Origin of the sequence: Helicobacter himalayensis, assembly GCF_001602095.1 — a bacterium.
Classification (GTDB): domain Bacteria; phylum Campylobacterota; class Campylobacteria; order Campylobacterales; family Helicobacteraceae; genus Helicobacter_F; species Helicobacter_F himalayensis.
Genome location: NZ_CP014991.1, coordinates 418,811 through 435,122, shown reverse-complemented (window position 1 = coordinate 435,122; position 16,312 = coordinate 418,811). Strand labels below are relative to the sequence as shown.

Here is a 16,312-nt window from a genome sequence, read left to right as displayed (position 1 = left end):
TCTACGCCTTATTTTGTGCTTGCTGCTCTTGCTGGGCTTTTAAGTGGGCGATTTCGCTAATGATTTGAAAAAGCGAGATTAATCCCAAGTGATAGCCAAACGCGCCAAAGCCTGTTATCACGCCCGCACACACACGCCCTGTGTAGCTTTTAGCACGGAAATCCTCTCTAGCGTGGATATTGCTAATATGCACTTCCACCACCGGCACACCGCAACTTGCGATGGCGTCTGCGATTGCGATTGAAGTATGAGAATACGCCGCTGGATTAATCAGCACGCCATCATATTCGCCACCTATGCACTCTTGAAGCTTGTCGATAATCTCGCCTTCAAAATTACTTTGAAAAAACTCGATTTGCGCGTTATTTTGAGTTGCTTGAGCTTTAAGATTCTCGTGGATTTGCTCTAACTTGATATTGCCATAAATATGTGGCTCGCGATGCCCTAAAATATTGAGATTTGGACCTTGAATAACAAGAATGTTCATTTAATTCTCCTTTTGGGTTGTATGCTTTTGCTTCAAAAAGGCGCAATTATAGGGCAAATTCTCTTAAAAAGTTATTGCACTAGATTTTATTTAGTGAATCTTGCACAATGCGCTCTAAATTTGCCAAAGCAAGATTTATGCGGTGCTCAGATTGGTTGAAATGCAATCTCGCTTGTGAAAGCGCAACTTCAGAGTTTAGCAATTCCCTTGAAGTCTCAATATTTTGTTTGTAGCGATTTTGCACGATTTTATAGCTCTCCTCGGCTAAACTCACGGCATTTTTAGAAACTTCATACTGCTCTTTTGCAATGTTTAAATCACTTAGAGCCTTATCAAGCGCGAGATTTAGCTCGCGTTTCAAATCCACCAAACGGCTTTGGGTAGAGAGAATCTCAAAATGCTTAGATTCTATGACATATCTATCGCTTAAGCCATTAAAAACATTCCAAGTAACGCTAAGTTTTGCCTGCGATTGCAAATTTGTGCCGAGGCGATTGAGCGTGCTAACATCATTGCTATACCAAAGGCGTGAAAAGGTGGCGTCAAACTTTGGCAAATACGCGCCTTGTGCGATTCTCTTTTCATATTGCAAAGAATCTAAAAGCGAGTGCAAATACAAATATTCCGAGCGTGAGTGCAACATTAAATCTTCTAGCTGTGCGCGCTCAAAATTTAGCGCATTCAAATCCTGTGGACGCAAGGATTCTAAAGAATCTAGAGCGATATTTTGATTTAGTAATTTTTGCAAAGAAAGCATGGCATATTGCAAGGCATTTTTGTCATTGCTTTGTGTAACTTTGGCATTTGCGAGCATAACTTCCACGCTCAATAAATCACTTTTTGCCTTCAAGCCTTGCAGATAAAAATCCTCCGCTTGAGTTCTTTGTAATTCTAAAAGGCGGATAGATTCCGTAGAAATTGCCAAATTATCGCGCGCTTCTAAAATCTGAATATAAAATGTTTTTGCTAGCAAAATAATATCTTGTCGCGTAGCTTCGCTAAGGTAGCGCTGTGCGGATTCTAAGCTTTCATAACGTTTGAGGGAATAAAAATCTTTTAACCCGTTAAAAAGATTATAACTTGCGTGAATATCGCTAAGATTGGTGGTGATGATGTCGCCATTTATGCGCGTATTTTGCGTGATAGAATAGCGCAGTTCCAGCTTTGGCGCAAAGTTGCCATATTGCGCGCGTTTGGTGTTTTGCACTTTTTTGACATTGAATTCTTCTTCTTGTATGCGTTGGGAATTTTTCAATGCCAAAGAAATCGCTTCATTGAGATTAAGTCCAAAGCAAAAGCTAAAAAGCAAAGCAAAAAGCAAACAGATTCTCACTACATTTTCCTTGATTTTTGGATTTTAAAAAGGATTTGTTGCGCAAGATTCTTAAAAAGCACAAGATTTTTTTTACAAAACACTTTTAGTTCAATCTTTTGGATTGCAAAATACACCCTTAGCGCGCAAGGGATTATAAACAAACTTAATAGCCCAGAAAAAAGCAATCCACCAACAAGCACCGCACCTAGAGCGCGATAAATCTCACTTCCTGAACCCACAATCACCACAAGCGGAAGCAAGCCAAATACACTTGTAAAAATACTCATACAAATCGGGCGCAAGCGACTTTGTGTCGCCTCAATGATAGAATCTAGCACATTTTTGCCATAAATAAGATTGTATTTTGTTTGATACACGATTAAAATTGCATTATTTACCACGCTTCCAACCAAAATAATAAATCCTAGCAAACTTAGCATATCAAGATTTACATTATCAAACAAATTGAGAATCCCTAGCCCCAAAAGCCCGCCAGCAACCGCAAAAGGCACACTGAAAATAATTATAAATGGGTAGCTAAAATTCCCATACAGCGCACACAAAATAAGATAAGTAATAAGCAAAGCAAGCCCAAAGCCTGCAAGCAAATCGCCCCTGCTAGAATCTATATCTTTTGCCGCGCCACCAAAAATAAGGCGATTATCCCGCAACTCTCCAGCTTTTTTAAGTGGTGCGATAACTTCATTTTGCAAAGTAGAGAGAATCTGCTCTAGTGGCATTTCTGGCGGGGAATTTAGCACAAGCAAGATGGAACGTTCCCTTTCATAATGGCGGATCTGCGACATTGAATATTCTTGCTTAATATCCGTTAAAACGCTTAGTGGCAAAAGCTTTCCATTTGGCGTGGTGATTTGCGTGTTTGCAAACTCTTCTGGCGCGTCAAAATCTTCACCCTCAAGTGCGTGCGCAATGGAGGGCGGACTTAAATCCGGCAGGGCTTTTAGCACAAGATCGATGGTTTTTCCGCTTGGTGTTTTAAACTCATCTATTTCCTTGCCCCCTAGCACCACATCTACAATCTGCCCAAAACTCTTTGCGTTAAAGCCATTAAGACTCAAAGTCACATTGTTTGGATACAGCACAAGCTCGCGCACATTATTTTCTAGCGCAGGCAATGGGCGCGTTTGCATATAAGGCATTTGCTTTTTTATCGCGCTATTTAGCACACTTGCAGTAGCATTGACAGAATCTAGGCTTTCCCCCACGACATAAATATAAATGCTTTGCGTGCTAGCACCTTTATCAAAAATGCCCTGCTGCACGATTGAGGCTTGCACATCTGGGATATTTGCTATGCTTTGGCGGATTTGGGGGATAAGGCGCTTTACTTCAGCAGGATTGCTAGAAGTAAGCCCTAGCTGCATATAAGATTCATTGCTTGCAAAAAAGAGATGTTCAATTGGCGGTAAATCTTGCGGGCTTTTTTGCGTGTAGCCCAAATCGCGGATAAGATGCTTATTTTGCTCAAAAATCGCTTGTCCGATTTCCTTGCGATTTTCATACGAAATCCCCGGTGGCGTATTGATATAGCCGATTAAAAGATTCTCGTTTCCTCTTGGGAGATAATCAAGCTTTGGCATAAGCGCTATGCTTACAATCACACTCAAGCCCAAAAAGCCTACGATAAAAAGCACGCAGTGTTTTGATGAAGTGAGAATCTTAGACAAAATGCGTATGAGTTTTTGACTAAGATTCTGTCCAAAAAAGCTTAGTTTTTGTAAAAACGCAAAGTTTTGCGGGCAAATTGTGCCAAATTTTTCTAAAAGCACAAACTGCGCGGAAGGGATTATAAAAAGTGAAACAAAAAATGAAATAATAAGCCCAAAGCACACGCTTAGCGCAATATCAGAAAAAAGCTGTCCTATATCTTCTTGCATATTTAAAATTGGTATAAAAATCGCAATGGTCGTAATCACAGAGGCAAAAATCGCGCCTACAACTTCAAGCGTGCCATCAACACACGCCTGAAATGCGCTTTTTTTCATTTGTAAATGGCGCGAGATATTTTCCACTACAACAATGGCATTATCGATAAGCATACTCATCGCAAAGCTCACGCCTGCAAGCGTAATAACATTAAGCGTGCGGTGAGAAAAATCAAGAAGAAAAAACGAGCTAATAATACAAATAGGGATACACACAAGCACCACGAGTGTGCTTTGCACACTACGCAAAAACACATACAGCACTGCGCACGCAAGCACAATGCCTAGTAAAATATTATTTTTCACCTGCGCGATAGAATCTAAAATATAGCCCTCCTGATCCCTGCTCCACACAAACTCTAAACCTTGATTATGCAAAATACTAGAGTTTAGCTCGCTCACCACAGCGCGCATATTTTGGGTAAGCTCTAAAATATTTGCATTTGGTGTTGGGACAATTTGCACGCTCAAAGCGCGCGTATCATTCACATAGCCATAGCTTGTCTGCTTTGCAAAACCAACACTTACCACAGCAATATCTTGCAAATAGAGAATCTGCCCTCCGCTCTGCTTTATAGGCGTTTTTAAGATAGCATTAGTATCTGTGTATTGGGATTCTACCTTGATGCGATAGCTTCGCAAACCATAGTCCAAACTGCCTGCGGTGGTGTTTTGATTATGCGTTTTTATAGAATCTATGACTTCTGCAATGCTTATACTATGAAAAGCTAAGGCTTTAGAATCTAGCAAAATCTGCATTTGCGTTGCACGCCCACTGGGATAAAACACCTCGCCAACGCCATTTACTCGCTCTAATCTCCCTAAGATATAATCTTCAAAAAAAGTCTTATAAGTATCTACTTCGCGTTCATTCTCTGGCAATGTGCGGAGGAATAGATAAATTGCAGGCGGGATATTTTCCCCACTGATGGCGATTGTGGGCTTATCCACATCTAGCGGATAGCCTTTGATTTCATCTATTTTCGCACTCACTTTTAAAAGCGCGAAATTCACATCAATTTCTGGACTAAATTCTAGCCCAACAATCGCGCGGGATTGCCTTGCAGTGGAAGTGAGCGTAACTAGCCCTTCAATTCCTTTGAGTGCTTTTTCTTGACGATTAATAATCTCTTTTTCAATCTCAAATGGTGTCGCGCCACTCCAATTTGTATAAACGCTAATAGTTGGGCGCGTAACTTGTGGCAAAAGCTGGTAGGGCATATTTTTCAAGCCCATAATCCCAAAAAGTAGCATAAAAACAACACACACAAACGCCACCATAGGATTTTTGAGAAAAAATAAAAGCGCCTGTTTCATTATTTCAATTGCGTAGATTCTCGAACTTGCGCGCCATTTTGGAGTCTATCCTGCCCACGCGTTACCACAGAATCATTTTGTTTTAAATTCGCGCGGATAATGGCATTTTGCCCCTGCATACTTAGCACTTCCACGCCTAGTGCCACTGCTTTAGAATCCCTAACTACAAAAATGCTAGGATTACCTAAATAATTCACTATGGAATCTCTTGGCACCATCGCGCCTTCGACTTTGCCGCCATTTGAAAGCATCACCTCTGCGGCTTTTCCATCAACAAAGCTTCCGTCATTTTCTACATTGATTCTCACAGGAAAAGTGCGTGTCTGCAAGTCCGCACGCGGGATAATGGCATAAATTTTACCGCTATAATTTTTTTTATCAATGATAATGCCAACTTCCTGCCCATTTTTAAGAAAAGAAAGCATATGTGAGGGCACATCGACAATCACCTCCGCACTCGTGGTGTCAAGGATTTCACAAATCGCATCACCTACTTCTATCCATTCGCCGATATTGATTTTTTTATCTACAATGATTCCTCTGATTGGCGCTTTTATGGTTTTTTTAGTAAGCTCGACTTTTGCAGATTCTAGCTCAGAGGTAAGGGCTAGGATATTGCTATATTGGGATTTTTGCTCATATTCGATACTCTCATATTGTTGTAAGGAGACAGAATCTGATTTTAGTAGATTCTTATAACGCGCAAGCTCTTTTTGCTGACGCTCGTGAATGTATTTTGCTTGGGCAAGCTTAGCTTCTTTGCTTTGGATTTCCTTTTGTAATAAATCCGCGTTAATCTGCGCTAGACTTGCGTTGCGCTTGATAGAATCCCCGATTTTAAAATTTATCTTCTCTACCACACCACGCGTTTGAGAAGCGACTTTGGAGCTATTGCTAAAATGCAGAGTGCCTAAAAAGGTGCTTTGGGACTGCAAGCTTCCTTTTGTGATGGGCTTAGAAACTATGCTAATTTCCGCACCAAAGCCAAAAGGCACACACAATGCAAACGCGCCTATTACAAAAAAGATAGCACCGACACCACGCACGCCAACTCCTTTTTTATTAACACACAAACATCGCTAGAATCTAAAAATCCTTAAGGCTTATACTGCAAATTCTCTTCAATAATAAGCGTATGCGGGCGATAGTGACTTTGTATAATTTCTAGCCCGAGTGTAACTTTAGAGCTTTGGCTCGCTGCATCTTCTTCTACAAAAAGTGGCACTTCAAGGCGCAGCACAAAAGGCAAAGTATGCAGATTTTCCATCATTTGCTGTAATTTTGTGCTATCGCTTACATAGCCCTTTAACTCAAGTTTTGTGTATTGTAAGTCATCTTGGAGAAAAACTTTTTTTTGCGTGAGTATAAAACTTAAAAAATAGTTATGCAAAAATTCTTTTAACTCCAAAATCACGCGCTCTTGCGTGGAATCTTCTTGTGTGTTTGGAAAGTAGAGCTTATCAAAAGTGGCTTTATTTTGCGCGATGAAATCCCTTATTTGCGTGCTAATTTTGTCAAAATCGCTTTGGGTTTGATTTAAAATAAGTTGAGAGCGTCTATTTTCGCTTACTTGTGCTTTATAAATTTGTATTTTTGGAAGCAAGATTTGCGTAATGCCAACAAGCGCGATAGTGGTAAAAACAATAAAAAAAAGTATGTTTTTTATAATGTATTCTGATTTATAATCATTCATCATATTCCTCCTGTGGCAGGATAAAAGGCTGTGTCTTGCGACTAACGGAAACAAAATTGAACCAACCATTTGCAAGAGGGAAAAAATCCACGCGCGATTCGTCAAAGTTTGCTTTTAGCGGGGCTTGGAGCAAGAACACATACACTTCTTTTGAAGGTGTGATGCCACGCAGTTCTAAATAGTCATTGTCAATTTTTAGGCTTCTTAGTGTGATTTGCGCGGGGATTAATGCAAGCAAGCGTTCAAAACCTTCACGATAGCGCTTATTGCTTGGGATAACTTGGGAATCTAGATTCTCCACAATGCGTGTGGTTTTGCTTTGCTCAAATTGCAAGCGATTGAGATAATCCTTTGCTGCGATAATGCCTAAATCAAGCTTATGCGTGTGCGTTTCGATTAGTGTTAGCTCATTTTGTTTTTGATAGATTTGAAAATTTAAAAGCACATAGAATCCCGCTATACAAAGCACTGCCAACACCATAAAAAGAATCCAAACTTTTGTAAGTTTTTTAAGGATTGATTTTGTTTTTGGTTGGATAAAGCTGTATGATGTAGCCACACCTACTCCTTTAGCGACTTTCGTTTTGCATTAGCGCAATAATGCTTTTTGTAAGCTCGATTTTTTTGACTTCAATATCTAAAAGCAAGGTGCTTTTAATATGCTCAACTGCTTGCTTTGAGATTCCATAACTATCTAAAATCACAACTTTTTCCAAAAAATCGCTCGTATAAATATCATTGCCATAAAATTCACTAATGCAATTAATGATGATTTCTGCGGCATTATTCGCGCGCGCTAAATCGCGCAATTCCTCTAAATGCGATTGCTTCTTTTCCTCATCTTTGCGCGCTTGCGATTCTTTGGGAAGGAACTCTTCTTCTAGCACTTCTTTATCAATATCTTCTAACTCGCCAATTTCTTTTAGCTCTTCAACTGATGAGCCAATGAGTCCTTCGATATTTTTCATATCTAGAATTGAGTGGATTTCACTAAGATTTTCTTCTTTTGGATTAATCTCTAAATCATTGCCTAAGAAAAAATACCCCCCAAAAAGCACATTGCTTTTATCGGCAATAAGCAAGGTAATGCTATTTTTTTGCGCGAGAATATACAGGCAATTGCGCTTATGCAAGCTATTTGAGATAAGAGAATAAACAAGTAAAAATGGCGAAAAGAGATAATCTAATCCTAACGCTTTAAGATAGCGCACACGATTTTCATCAATCGCGCGCTTTTTAATGTAGCAAGCCCAAGTATCAAGCTTGATAATCACGCTGTCATTGACATTGATTCCAAACTTTGCCATTTTTGAGCGCGAAGTGGTGGAAGCAAGCCCTTGATTGTAAGTCTTTGCAATTACGCCAAGATAGGTAAAGGGGTATTTGCGCTTATAGGCGCGGATAAGCTTTGCTGCTTCAATGGGAAGTTCATTATTGACGCATTTAAATTCCTTGTGAAATTCCTCTCTCACCTTGCCGTGCTTTGTCACCAACACAGACACCGCACAAGTGCGCCCATCGACATCAAGCGCGATGAGAGCCGTAGAAAAAAATGGTGCTAAGAGATGAGAAAAGTTAAACAATGCTACTTCCTTGTTGTTTCTTTAATTGTATCGTCTCGCCAAGCAAGATTCTTTCCAACATTTGACTTATTTTTGCACGCTTGCTAAACGCGCCCTTAGCAGATTCTTTGATTCTTGTATTGGCATTGTGGGATCCACCTTAAAGCCCGGCATTGCGTAATAATCAATCCTGCAAAAAGGCTTTGGGATTTTGAGTTTATCCCAGCTTTTTAGCTCCCAAAAACTGCTAAACATTACACGTATTGGCACGATTGAAACATCTGCTTTCATACTCATTGCAAGCGAGCCATCAGCAATGCTATGATATGGACCCTTTGGTCCATCGGGCGTGATACCTATATCATAGCCCTCTTTCAAAAGTCGGATAGATTCTACCAAAACTTTTGTCCCACCTTTTGAGCTAGAGCCCCTCAATGCGCGCAGTCCAAAAAGCTCACAAACACGCGCGATAATCTCCCCATCAAAATGATGTGAAAAAACTACATAAAAGCCTTTCTCGCGCTCCTTTTTCATATGCGTTTTTATCTTTGCATACAAAAATGGCAACATCAGCAATTCCCCGTGCCAAAATGCTGCCACGAAATTTTTTTGCATACTTTGCGCATCAATATGGAATCTGTGCCGTGTGAGCGCATACATAATCCATATCACACACCAAATAAGGCGCGGAGCAAAGAAAAGAATAATATTGCGCTTGGTTTCTTTTGAAAGCAAATTTTTTCCTTGCAAATTTTAGTTTCAAATTTTAAGTTGTAAGCTTTGTATGGGGGCAGATTCTAGCTAATTTTTACTTAAAGATTTTCAGAATCTCACAAAACACTCAAAGGATCAACGTCAATCTCAAAGCTAAAATTTACATTTTTGCGTGCGTGCATTATCGCGCTTCTTAGTGCAAGGCTAGAATCTGCGCGCAGAAAGATATTGTAGCGATATTTGCCCTTGAGTAATTTAATCTCTGAAGACTTTGCGCCAACGATTTCAAAACAAAGATTCTGCGCTTTTTTTGCGCTTTGTAAAAGCGACAGGACACATTCCATTTGACTTCGCGCGTAAGATTCTTTTGTATGCGAAAAGGAGAGATTTGCAAGGCGCATAAATGGCGGGTAGATTTTCACGCGATTTTGCAACTCATCTTGTAAGAAAAGCTCATAATCCAACCCAAAACGTGCAAAAAAATCACTATTCACACTCTGCACCAACACCGCTCCCGCTTCTTTTCTCCCGGTGCGCCCAGCGATTTGTATAAGCAAACTCATCGCGCGCTCATTTGCCCTATAATCAATCGCATTTAAGACATAGTCAATCCCCACAACCACGCAAAGCGCAACATTATGATAATCGTGCCCTTTGCTAAGCATTTGCGTGCCAACTAGCACATCGATTTTTTTATCATTAAAGCTTTTGAGTGTGGCATTAAGCTTTTTATGCGTGGTGATATGATCCCTATCAAAAATGCCAATTTTAAGGTAAGGTAGGGCAGATTCTAACTCTTTAGCAAATTCTTGCGTACCAATTCTTTGACTTTGCAAATTTGGACTTTCACACTGCGGGCAAAGCTTTGGGATAACTTGAGAAAAGCCACAATAATGGCACATAAGCGCATTTTTTTCTAAATGCACGCTCATATTCACAGAGCAAAATTTGCATTGCATCTTATGCCCACAATCTTGACAAAAAAGGCTTTTAAAATGCGCGCGTGTAGGAAGAAAGACGATAACCTGCTTTTGATTTTCACACACCTTTGCAATGCGTGCAATCATAGATTCACAAAGTGGTGGCTCAGAGCTAAAAAGAATACTTTTACTTGCACCAAAATATGTGCCTTTAAGGCGAAAAAGCGCGTTATTTTTAAGCGCATTTACATAAGTATTAAGGCTAGGCGTAGCAGAGCCAAGCGTGGCTTTAATATCCGTCTTTTTGACAATATAAAGCACCAAATCGCGTGCATTGTAGCGCGGGGTGTTTTGGGATTTATACGCATCATCGTGCTCTTCATCAACGATGATTTGCCCTAAATTTTGAAGTGGCAAAAAAAGCGCCGAGCGCGCTCCTGCGATGATTCGTATTTCACCATTATTTAGAGAATCTAAAAGTTCTTGTTTTTTGGCACGCGTGATTTTGCTATGCCAGATTCCCACTAGCGAGCCAAAAACTTTTTTCAAACGTTGTTCGATCTGCGGTGTGAGTGCAATCTCTGGCATTAGAAATAACGCATTTTTGCCTAGAGAGAGTGTATGCGCGATAAGGTGCATATAAATTTCAGTTTTCCCACTTCCTGTGTCGCCAAAAAGGAGCATATTTTGAGAATCTAGCGCGCAGGCGAGTGCCTCTTGCTGTTTTGGTGAAAGTGTGGGGAGGGGGAAAGTTAGAGTTTGTGAGGTCTGCTGGGTTTGCGGACTTTGTGAAATTTGCGCGTTTTTTTGCGGGGTAAAAAGTGCAAAAGTTTGAGAAAAACTCGCGCAATAATAGCTTGCAATAAACTCAGCTAACAATTTTTGAAAAGGTAAAAACTCTGCTTCACTTTTCTTTGCGAGCTTGCATTTTTCTTGCAATTTAGAATCTACTTCCTTAAGAAACTTCACCACTACACCAACAAGCTGTTTTTGCTTCAAGTCAATTTCTACAATATCATAAAGCTTGCAATCTTGCGGGATTTTGTAAGTAAGCAGGGGGGAATTTAGCCCAAGTGGCGCGATAAGGGCGAAGTGAGAATCTTGCATAAAAAATCTTTTTTAAACTCTTACACGCGCATAAAGGCTTTTGCATCCTTGCAAAGCGCGTGATTTTTGAAGTTTAGATTCTGGCAAAATTAGATTTTGAAAGGATTTTCAACAACCTTTTTTCTATCCACAATATAAGGGATTAGCGCCATTTGGCGTGCGCGCTTGATTGCCACTTCGACATTTTCCTGCCAACGTTTTGTGTTACCTGTAAGACGTCTTGGCATAATTTTGTATCGCTCAGAGAGAGAATGCTTAAGCATTTCAATATCTTTGTAATCGATAAATTCGAGCTTTGCTTCAGTGTAGCGGCAGTAGCGTTTTGAGTATTTTTTCTTTTCCATAGTTTCTCCTTTGATTAAAATGGTATATCTTCGTCGTCAATGTTGATTTCAGGGATATTTTGGCTATAAGCATTATTTGGTTGGTTTTGTTGCGCTTGGGTACTATATGCCCGCTGTGGCACGCGTGGAGCTTGCTGGTAGGATTGATTAGATTCATATTCAGCATTTCCGTAATTATCAGAATTTTGCACTTTAGAACCCATCATTTGCATATTTTCAGCGACAATGCTATGTTTTGAACGTTTTTGTCCGCTTTGATCCACCCACGATTCAAATGAAAGTCGCCCTTCAATAAGCACCTTTGAACCGCTTCTTAGGTATTGATTTGCCACCTCTGCACTTCTACCAAAAAGCTTGACATCTACAAAGCACACTTCTTCAGCCTTTGTGCCATCTTGCTTATTGTAGCGACGATTTGACGCAAGCCCCAAAGTGGCTACCGCGCTACCGCTTGGCAAATAGCGCAACTCCACATCACGCGTCAAATTACCAACGATAATAACCTTATTAAACATACCTTTCCCTTTCCTTTAAGCCTCTAGCTTAAAAGTGCCTTTAAGATTCCGCAGAATCTTGGACTTGAGAATCTGTGCTTTGAGTTTCCTCTTTTGCAGATTCACTGACTTTTTTCTTGCTTTCTTTTTTTTGTTCTGGCTTGTTGTTTGCCCTATCTACAAGGGTTTGCCACGCTTTTTGCTCTTTTTTGTTTTCATATTTAATAACAATAAAGCGCAACACATCTTCATTGATTCTATAATTGCGTTCTAATTCCGCAATCAGCGAAGGCTCTGCTTTGAAATAAATCACAAAGTAATAACCGCGCTTGTTTTTTTCAATCTCATACGCAAGGTTGCGCATTCCCATATCTAGGCAAGTTTCAATCTCTCCGCCATTTTTTGTAATGACTTCCTTAAAGATTTCGATTTTTGTTTTGATTTCCTCTTCCACAAGCGTGGGTTTTAGGATAAACATCGTCTCGTAGTGTCTCATACTTTTCTCCTTTTGGTGTTACCGCCCTTTTTATAGATTCTAAAAATCCCAAAAGAGCAAGGCTTTTTCTTTTTTTTCTTAGGCTTCTTTTACGAAGAAGCGCGCGATTTTAGCGCAACATAGCTTGAATTTTTATTAAAGTCGTAATGCCATTTTTACTTTTTCCGCTCATACAATCCATATGCCATTGATTAAGAAGCTCAAAAACCTTTGCATAATCCTGCTCCTTTAAACTTATACAATACCGACTTTGACGCTCAACAATATGCCTTGGCGGGGAAAAACCCAAGATTTCTGCTGCATTTGGTGCGCCCTTTGTTTTAATATAAGAGAAAAACAAAAAAAGTTGGTAAAAAAATCGCTCCACTTCCCTAATTAGCGACATCTCATCAATTCCCTCTTCATAAATTGTCTGCAAAATTTTCAAAAACGGCTTTTTCTCCATTATCGCGCAATTAAGCTCCTCAACGCTAAAGCTCGCCACACCTTCGCTCAAAAAGCGCACGCTTTGGCTTTCAATCTGCTTTATCCCTAGAGAATCCACACCTATGCAAAATTTCTCTAGCTCTTTTAACGCAATGGCAATATTATTATTTTGCAATTCCAAAACATAGCGCAAATCCTCCGTCTTTAGCGCGATATTTAGCTCCTTTGTGCGCCCTTGCAAAATCTGCATACATTCACTCAAGCTTGGCTCAAAAAAGCGCACCTCCGCCACAGGGACTTTCGGACTTTTGAAGCTTGCAACAAATGCGCGACAATCCTGCATATATTGCGTGCTACTTTTAGCACTTGATGCGTGAAACTCGATAATAAGCGCATTTTCCATATTATTTGCTAACGCACCCAAAAGCTTTTCGCAAGTTTTTTTATCCAACTTTTTATCAAGGCGCAAAAGCAAAAAACTCTTATCACCAAAAAGCGAGTTTTGCGATAAAAGCGTGTAAATCTGATTCATATCGCATTCCTCAAAATAAAATCTTTGCACCTCTTGATCCTGCGCAAGAATTTTTGCAATCTTACTTCCATAATGCGAAATATAAAATTCACTTGCACCATAGAGCAAATACGCTCGAGGCAGGCTATTTGACTTATTTAAAAGAGAATCTAATTCTTTTTTATACATTGATTTCACTCATTTTTTAATTCATCTTTTTGGGGCTTTTTTTTGATGCAATTTTTAATGCAGCTCGTGGCTTTGTGGCTTTGGGTAAGTCTATAACCTCAGCAAAAATTTCTCCAAAATCTGAAGTCCCAATAATCCTCACAAAAAGCGTGCTAAAACAATCAATCTCGCCTAATGCGCGAAGCTCCCTTTGTGTGCGCGGGTGTAAAAAAATCCTTGCTTGCGGGATAAGCTCTAATGCTACGCATTGCAAATTTTGAGAGTCTAAAAGCACCGCGCGCAATTGCAATGTCTCTCCCAAACTCTGCTTTTTACGCACAAAACGCATATATTTTAAATCCAAAAAATCTCTTTGTAAAAAATTGATATTGCGCTCTTTTAGATTAATCTCGCACGCGATAAAATCCGCTCCCCAAGCTTTTGGAAGCTTTTTTCCTAATAAAAAATCCTTTAAGATTCTATGCACACACAAATCACAATAACGACGAATAGGCGAGGTAAAATGCGTATAGCGTGAAAATCCTAACCCAAAATGCGCGTGCGGTGTAGGCGCATAGGCAGCTTTAGCAAAAAAGCGAATAATCATAGAATCCACAATCTCACGCATACCGCGAGAATCTGCCCATAATTGCGTAAAAGAAATTTGCGCGTGAAGCGCGGTGTCTTGTGCATGCTGTTCTTGCTGTGTGCGCTCAAAGTCCGCAAACTCGCATTCTCTCAAAAGTGGCACACCAAGCTTTTCAATGTAATTTAAAAGTTCAGAAACCTTAGAATCTCGCGGGTTTTGGTGGATTCTAAAAAGCCCTTGTGTGGGAAGAGAATCTAACAAATGCGCACTAGCCACATTTGCAAGCAACATAGATTCTTCGATGATGTGATGAGAGCGCGTGGCAAAATTTAGACTAATCTCTTTTACACTTTTATCATTTTCAAGTGTGATTTTTGGCTCGGGATTCTGGAAGTCATAGCCGCTTTCTAGACGTTTGGCGCGCAGTTTTTTTACAACTTTTGCATATTTTTTAAGCCATTTTGGCGCACTTTTAGAATCTAGCAAAAAATCAACTTCCTCATAATCAAAGCTTTTTTGCACCTTGATGATACCAAGATTTAGCACCCACTCGCACACGCGGGATTTTTTCAGCTCTATTTCCCACACAAGCGCTAGGCGCAATTCTTTTTCTTTAAGCGAGCAAAGATTGTTTGAAAGGCTAGGCGGAAGCATTGGCACAACAGATTCTGGAAAATACACGCTAAAACTCCGCGCACGCGCCTCTTTATCAAGCGCACTATTTTTTGGCACATATTCGCTTACATCAGCGATTGCCACATATAATTTTTTGTGCTTTTTATCATAGTAAATCGCGTCATCGTGGTCTTTTGCACCCTTTGGGTCAATAACGTAAAAAGGAATTTTTGTGTAATCTTTTCTGTCCTTATAATGACACTTTTTCACGCGCTCACCATAACTTTGAGCGATTTGCAAAGCTTGGGTGCTAAATTCTTTTTGTATATTATATTGCTCCAAACAAATGCGCTCATCAATGCTTTCATCTTCAAAGCTCCCAAGCACTTCTAGGATTTCATAGGTTTTGAGATTGACTTTTAGCACGCATTCAGGTGGCAGGGCTTTGAGCGCTTTTTGAGAGGCTTGCAATCGCAAAAGGCTTTTATCGTGCAAGTTGCAAGCTAAAATCTCGCTATTTTTGTCATTATTTTTGCGCGTAAGCTTGCAGATTCCAATACGCTCTTTCACTAAAAGCGTGCTTACAAAACACGCCACTTGCTTATAGCTCATCGCGCCTCTGCGCTTGCCCTGCTTTTGGTTAGTAAGCTTTGTGATGATAATATCACCCTTTGCAATACTTTTTGGGTAGTTTTTTAAAAGCAAATCCTTTTTAAATCCTGCATTAAACACACTTACAAACGCACGCCTAAAGTCCGCGCTCACATCAACTGCGCCGATTAAAAGATCAGATTTTAGCTTGTAGGTCTCTTTTTTGATTTGCTCCAAAACGCCCATTTTTAAGAGCTTTTGCAAAATCTCTTGTTGCTTTGACGTGAGTGCCTCAAGCGCGATGCCATTAATAAGGCTATAAAAAAATTCAATCATACGTCGCAACCTTTTTCTTATAAAAATGCAAAATCTCCCCTAATTTGCGCGGTTTGAAATGCAGTCGCTCGCAACTTACATTGACACAAAAGCTATTGCCACTATCGCGTGAATGCAAATGTCCGTGGATATTTAGCGAACATTGCGCAAGCTTGAAAGTCTCATCAAGCATATCGCGCGCCGCACCAAACCTATCGCGCACCTTGCGATTAAACACAGGAAAATGCGAAAACATAATGCGCTCGCCTTCAAAATCACACACCACCGCATTTAAGTAAATATTTTTCAAGCACTCTTTGCCAAATTGCAGTTTCAAACGCTCTTTGATGAGCTTGCGCTCTGGAATCTGCAAAGAGAGCTTAGAGCACACATACCAAGATTTTAGCCCCTTGACATACTCAAACTTGCCAATGTCGTTATTTCCCACAATGAGCGTCTTTTGACCATTGAGCTTTTTTAGAATCTTGTAGCCTTTGCCAAAGTATAAATCCCCCAAATGCCAGATTCTTGCTTCTTTATCAACTGCGCTATTCCACAAATGCACGCTATAAGAATCAAAATCCTTAAATCCGTGTTCAAGCGCACTTTTTAGACGCAAAGGCTCTTTTGTTAATGCAGCTTCGTGTCCGAAGTGAGAATCTGATATCAAAAAGGTATCGCGTGTCAAAAAATAATGCAAAT

General features: G+C 40.0%; 15 protein-coding genes. All 15 read right to left on the bottom strand.

Translation table 11 applies throughout. From position 1 onward, the window contains the following. Position 1: 1 nt before the first annotated feature. Entirely contained in the window at positions 2 to 487 is a 486-nt protein-coding gene (aroQ, locus tag A3217_RS02075; protein ID WP_066387336.1) for a type II 3-dehydroquinate dehydratase, read from the bottom strand. A 79-nt stretch (positions 488 to 566) separates the two neighbouring features. Then, on the bottom strand, positions 567 to 1,820 hold the full coding sequence (locus A3217_RS02070; RefSeq protein ID WP_066387331.1) for a TolC family protein: 1,254 nt from the start codon (positions 1,818 to 1,820) through the stop codon (positions 567 to 569). Continuing rightward, entirely contained in the window at positions 1,820 to 5,065 is a 3,246-nt protein-coding gene (locus A3217_RS02065) for an efflux RND transporter permease subunit (RefSeq protein ID WP_066387330.1), read from the bottom strand. The genes A3217_RS02070 and A3217_RS02065 overlap by 1 nt, the downstream gene beginning before the upstream one ends. Then, a complete protein-coding gene (locus tag A3217_RS02060) occupies positions 5,065 to 6,111 on the bottom strand; it encodes an efflux RND transporter periplasmic adaptor subunit (RefSeq protein ID WP_066387327.1) in 1,047 nt (348 codons plus the stop codon). The genes A3217_RS02065 and A3217_RS02060 overlap by 1 nt, the downstream gene beginning before the upstream one ends. Before the next feature lie 50 nt (positions 6,112 to 6,161). Further along, positions 6,162 to 6,761 (bottom strand): hypothetical protein, encoded by a 600-nt coding sequence (locus A3217_RS02055; RefSeq protein ID WP_231860264.1) that lies wholly within the window; start codon positions 6,759 to 6,761, stop codon positions 6,162 to 6,164. Beyond that, positions 6,751 to 7,317: a hypothetical protein gene (locus A3217_RS02050; protein ID WP_066387323.1), complete on the bottom strand. Its 567-nt coding sequence runs from the start codon at positions 7,315 to 7,317 to the stop codon at positions 6,751 to 6,753. Before A3217_RS02050 ends, A3217_RS02055 begins: the two co-directional genes overlap by 11 nt. A 10-nt stretch (positions 7,318 to 7,327) precedes the next feature. Beyond that, on the bottom strand, positions 7,328 to 8,341 hold the full coding sequence (locus tag A3217_RS02045; RefSeq protein WP_066387322.1) for a hypothetical protein: 1,014 nt from the start codon (positions 8,339 to 8,341) through the stop codon (positions 7,328 to 7,330). 66 nt (positions 8,342 to 8,407) lie between these two features. Next, entirely contained in the window at positions 8,408 to 9,055 is a 648-nt protein-coding gene (locus tag A3217_RS02040; protein ID WP_066387321.1) for a lysophospholipid acyltransferase family protein, read from the bottom strand. A gap of 95 nt (positions 9,056 to 9,150) precedes the next feature. Then, positions 9,151 to 11,061 carry a primosomal protein N' gene (locus tag A3217_RS02035; RefSeq protein WP_066387319.1) on the bottom strand — a complete coding sequence of 637 codons (1,911 nt, stop codon included), beginning with the start codon at positions 11,059 to 11,061 and terminating at the stop codon, positions 9,151 to 9,153. An 89-nt stretch (positions 11,062 to 11,150) separates the two neighbouring features. Next, positions 11,151 to 11,405, bottom strand: a complete 255-nt coding sequence (gene rpsR, locus A3217_RS02030) for a 30S ribosomal protein S18 (protein WP_066387318.1) — start codon at positions 11,403 to 11,405, stop codon at positions 11,151 to 11,153. A 14-nt stretch (positions 11,406 to 11,419) separates the two neighbouring features. Further along, positions 11,420 to 11,920, bottom strand: a complete 501-nt coding sequence (locus tag A3217_RS02025; RefSeq protein ID WP_066387316.1) for a single-stranded DNA-binding protein — start codon at positions 11,918 to 11,920, stop codon at positions 11,420 to 11,422. Between the two features lie 40 nt (positions 11,921 to 11,960). Further along, positions 11,961 to 12,395: a 30S ribosomal protein S6 gene (gene rpsF / locus A3217_RS02020; RefSeq protein ID WP_066387315.1), complete on the bottom strand. Its 435-nt coding sequence runs from the start codon at positions 12,393 to 12,395 to the stop codon at positions 11,961 to 11,963. 109 nt (positions 12,396 to 12,504) lie between these two features. After that, entirely contained in the window at positions 12,505 to 13,521 is a 1,017-nt protein-coding gene (gene holA, locus A3217_RS02015; protein ID WP_066387311.1) for a DNA polymerase III subunit delta, read from the bottom strand. A 16-nt stretch (positions 13,522 to 13,537) separates the two neighbouring features. Further along, entirely contained in the window at positions 13,538 to 15,631 is a 2,094-nt protein-coding gene (locus tag A3217_RS02010) for an RNB domain-containing ribonuclease (protein ID WP_066387309.1), read from the bottom strand. Beyond that, a complete protein-coding gene (locus A3217_RS02005; protein ID WP_066387307.1) occupies positions 15,624 to 16,310 on the bottom strand; it encodes a hypothetical protein in 687 nt (228 codons plus the stop codon). Before A3217_RS02005 ends, A3217_RS02010 begins: the two co-directional genes overlap by 8 nt. Positions 16,311 to 16,312: the final 2 nt, after the last annotated feature.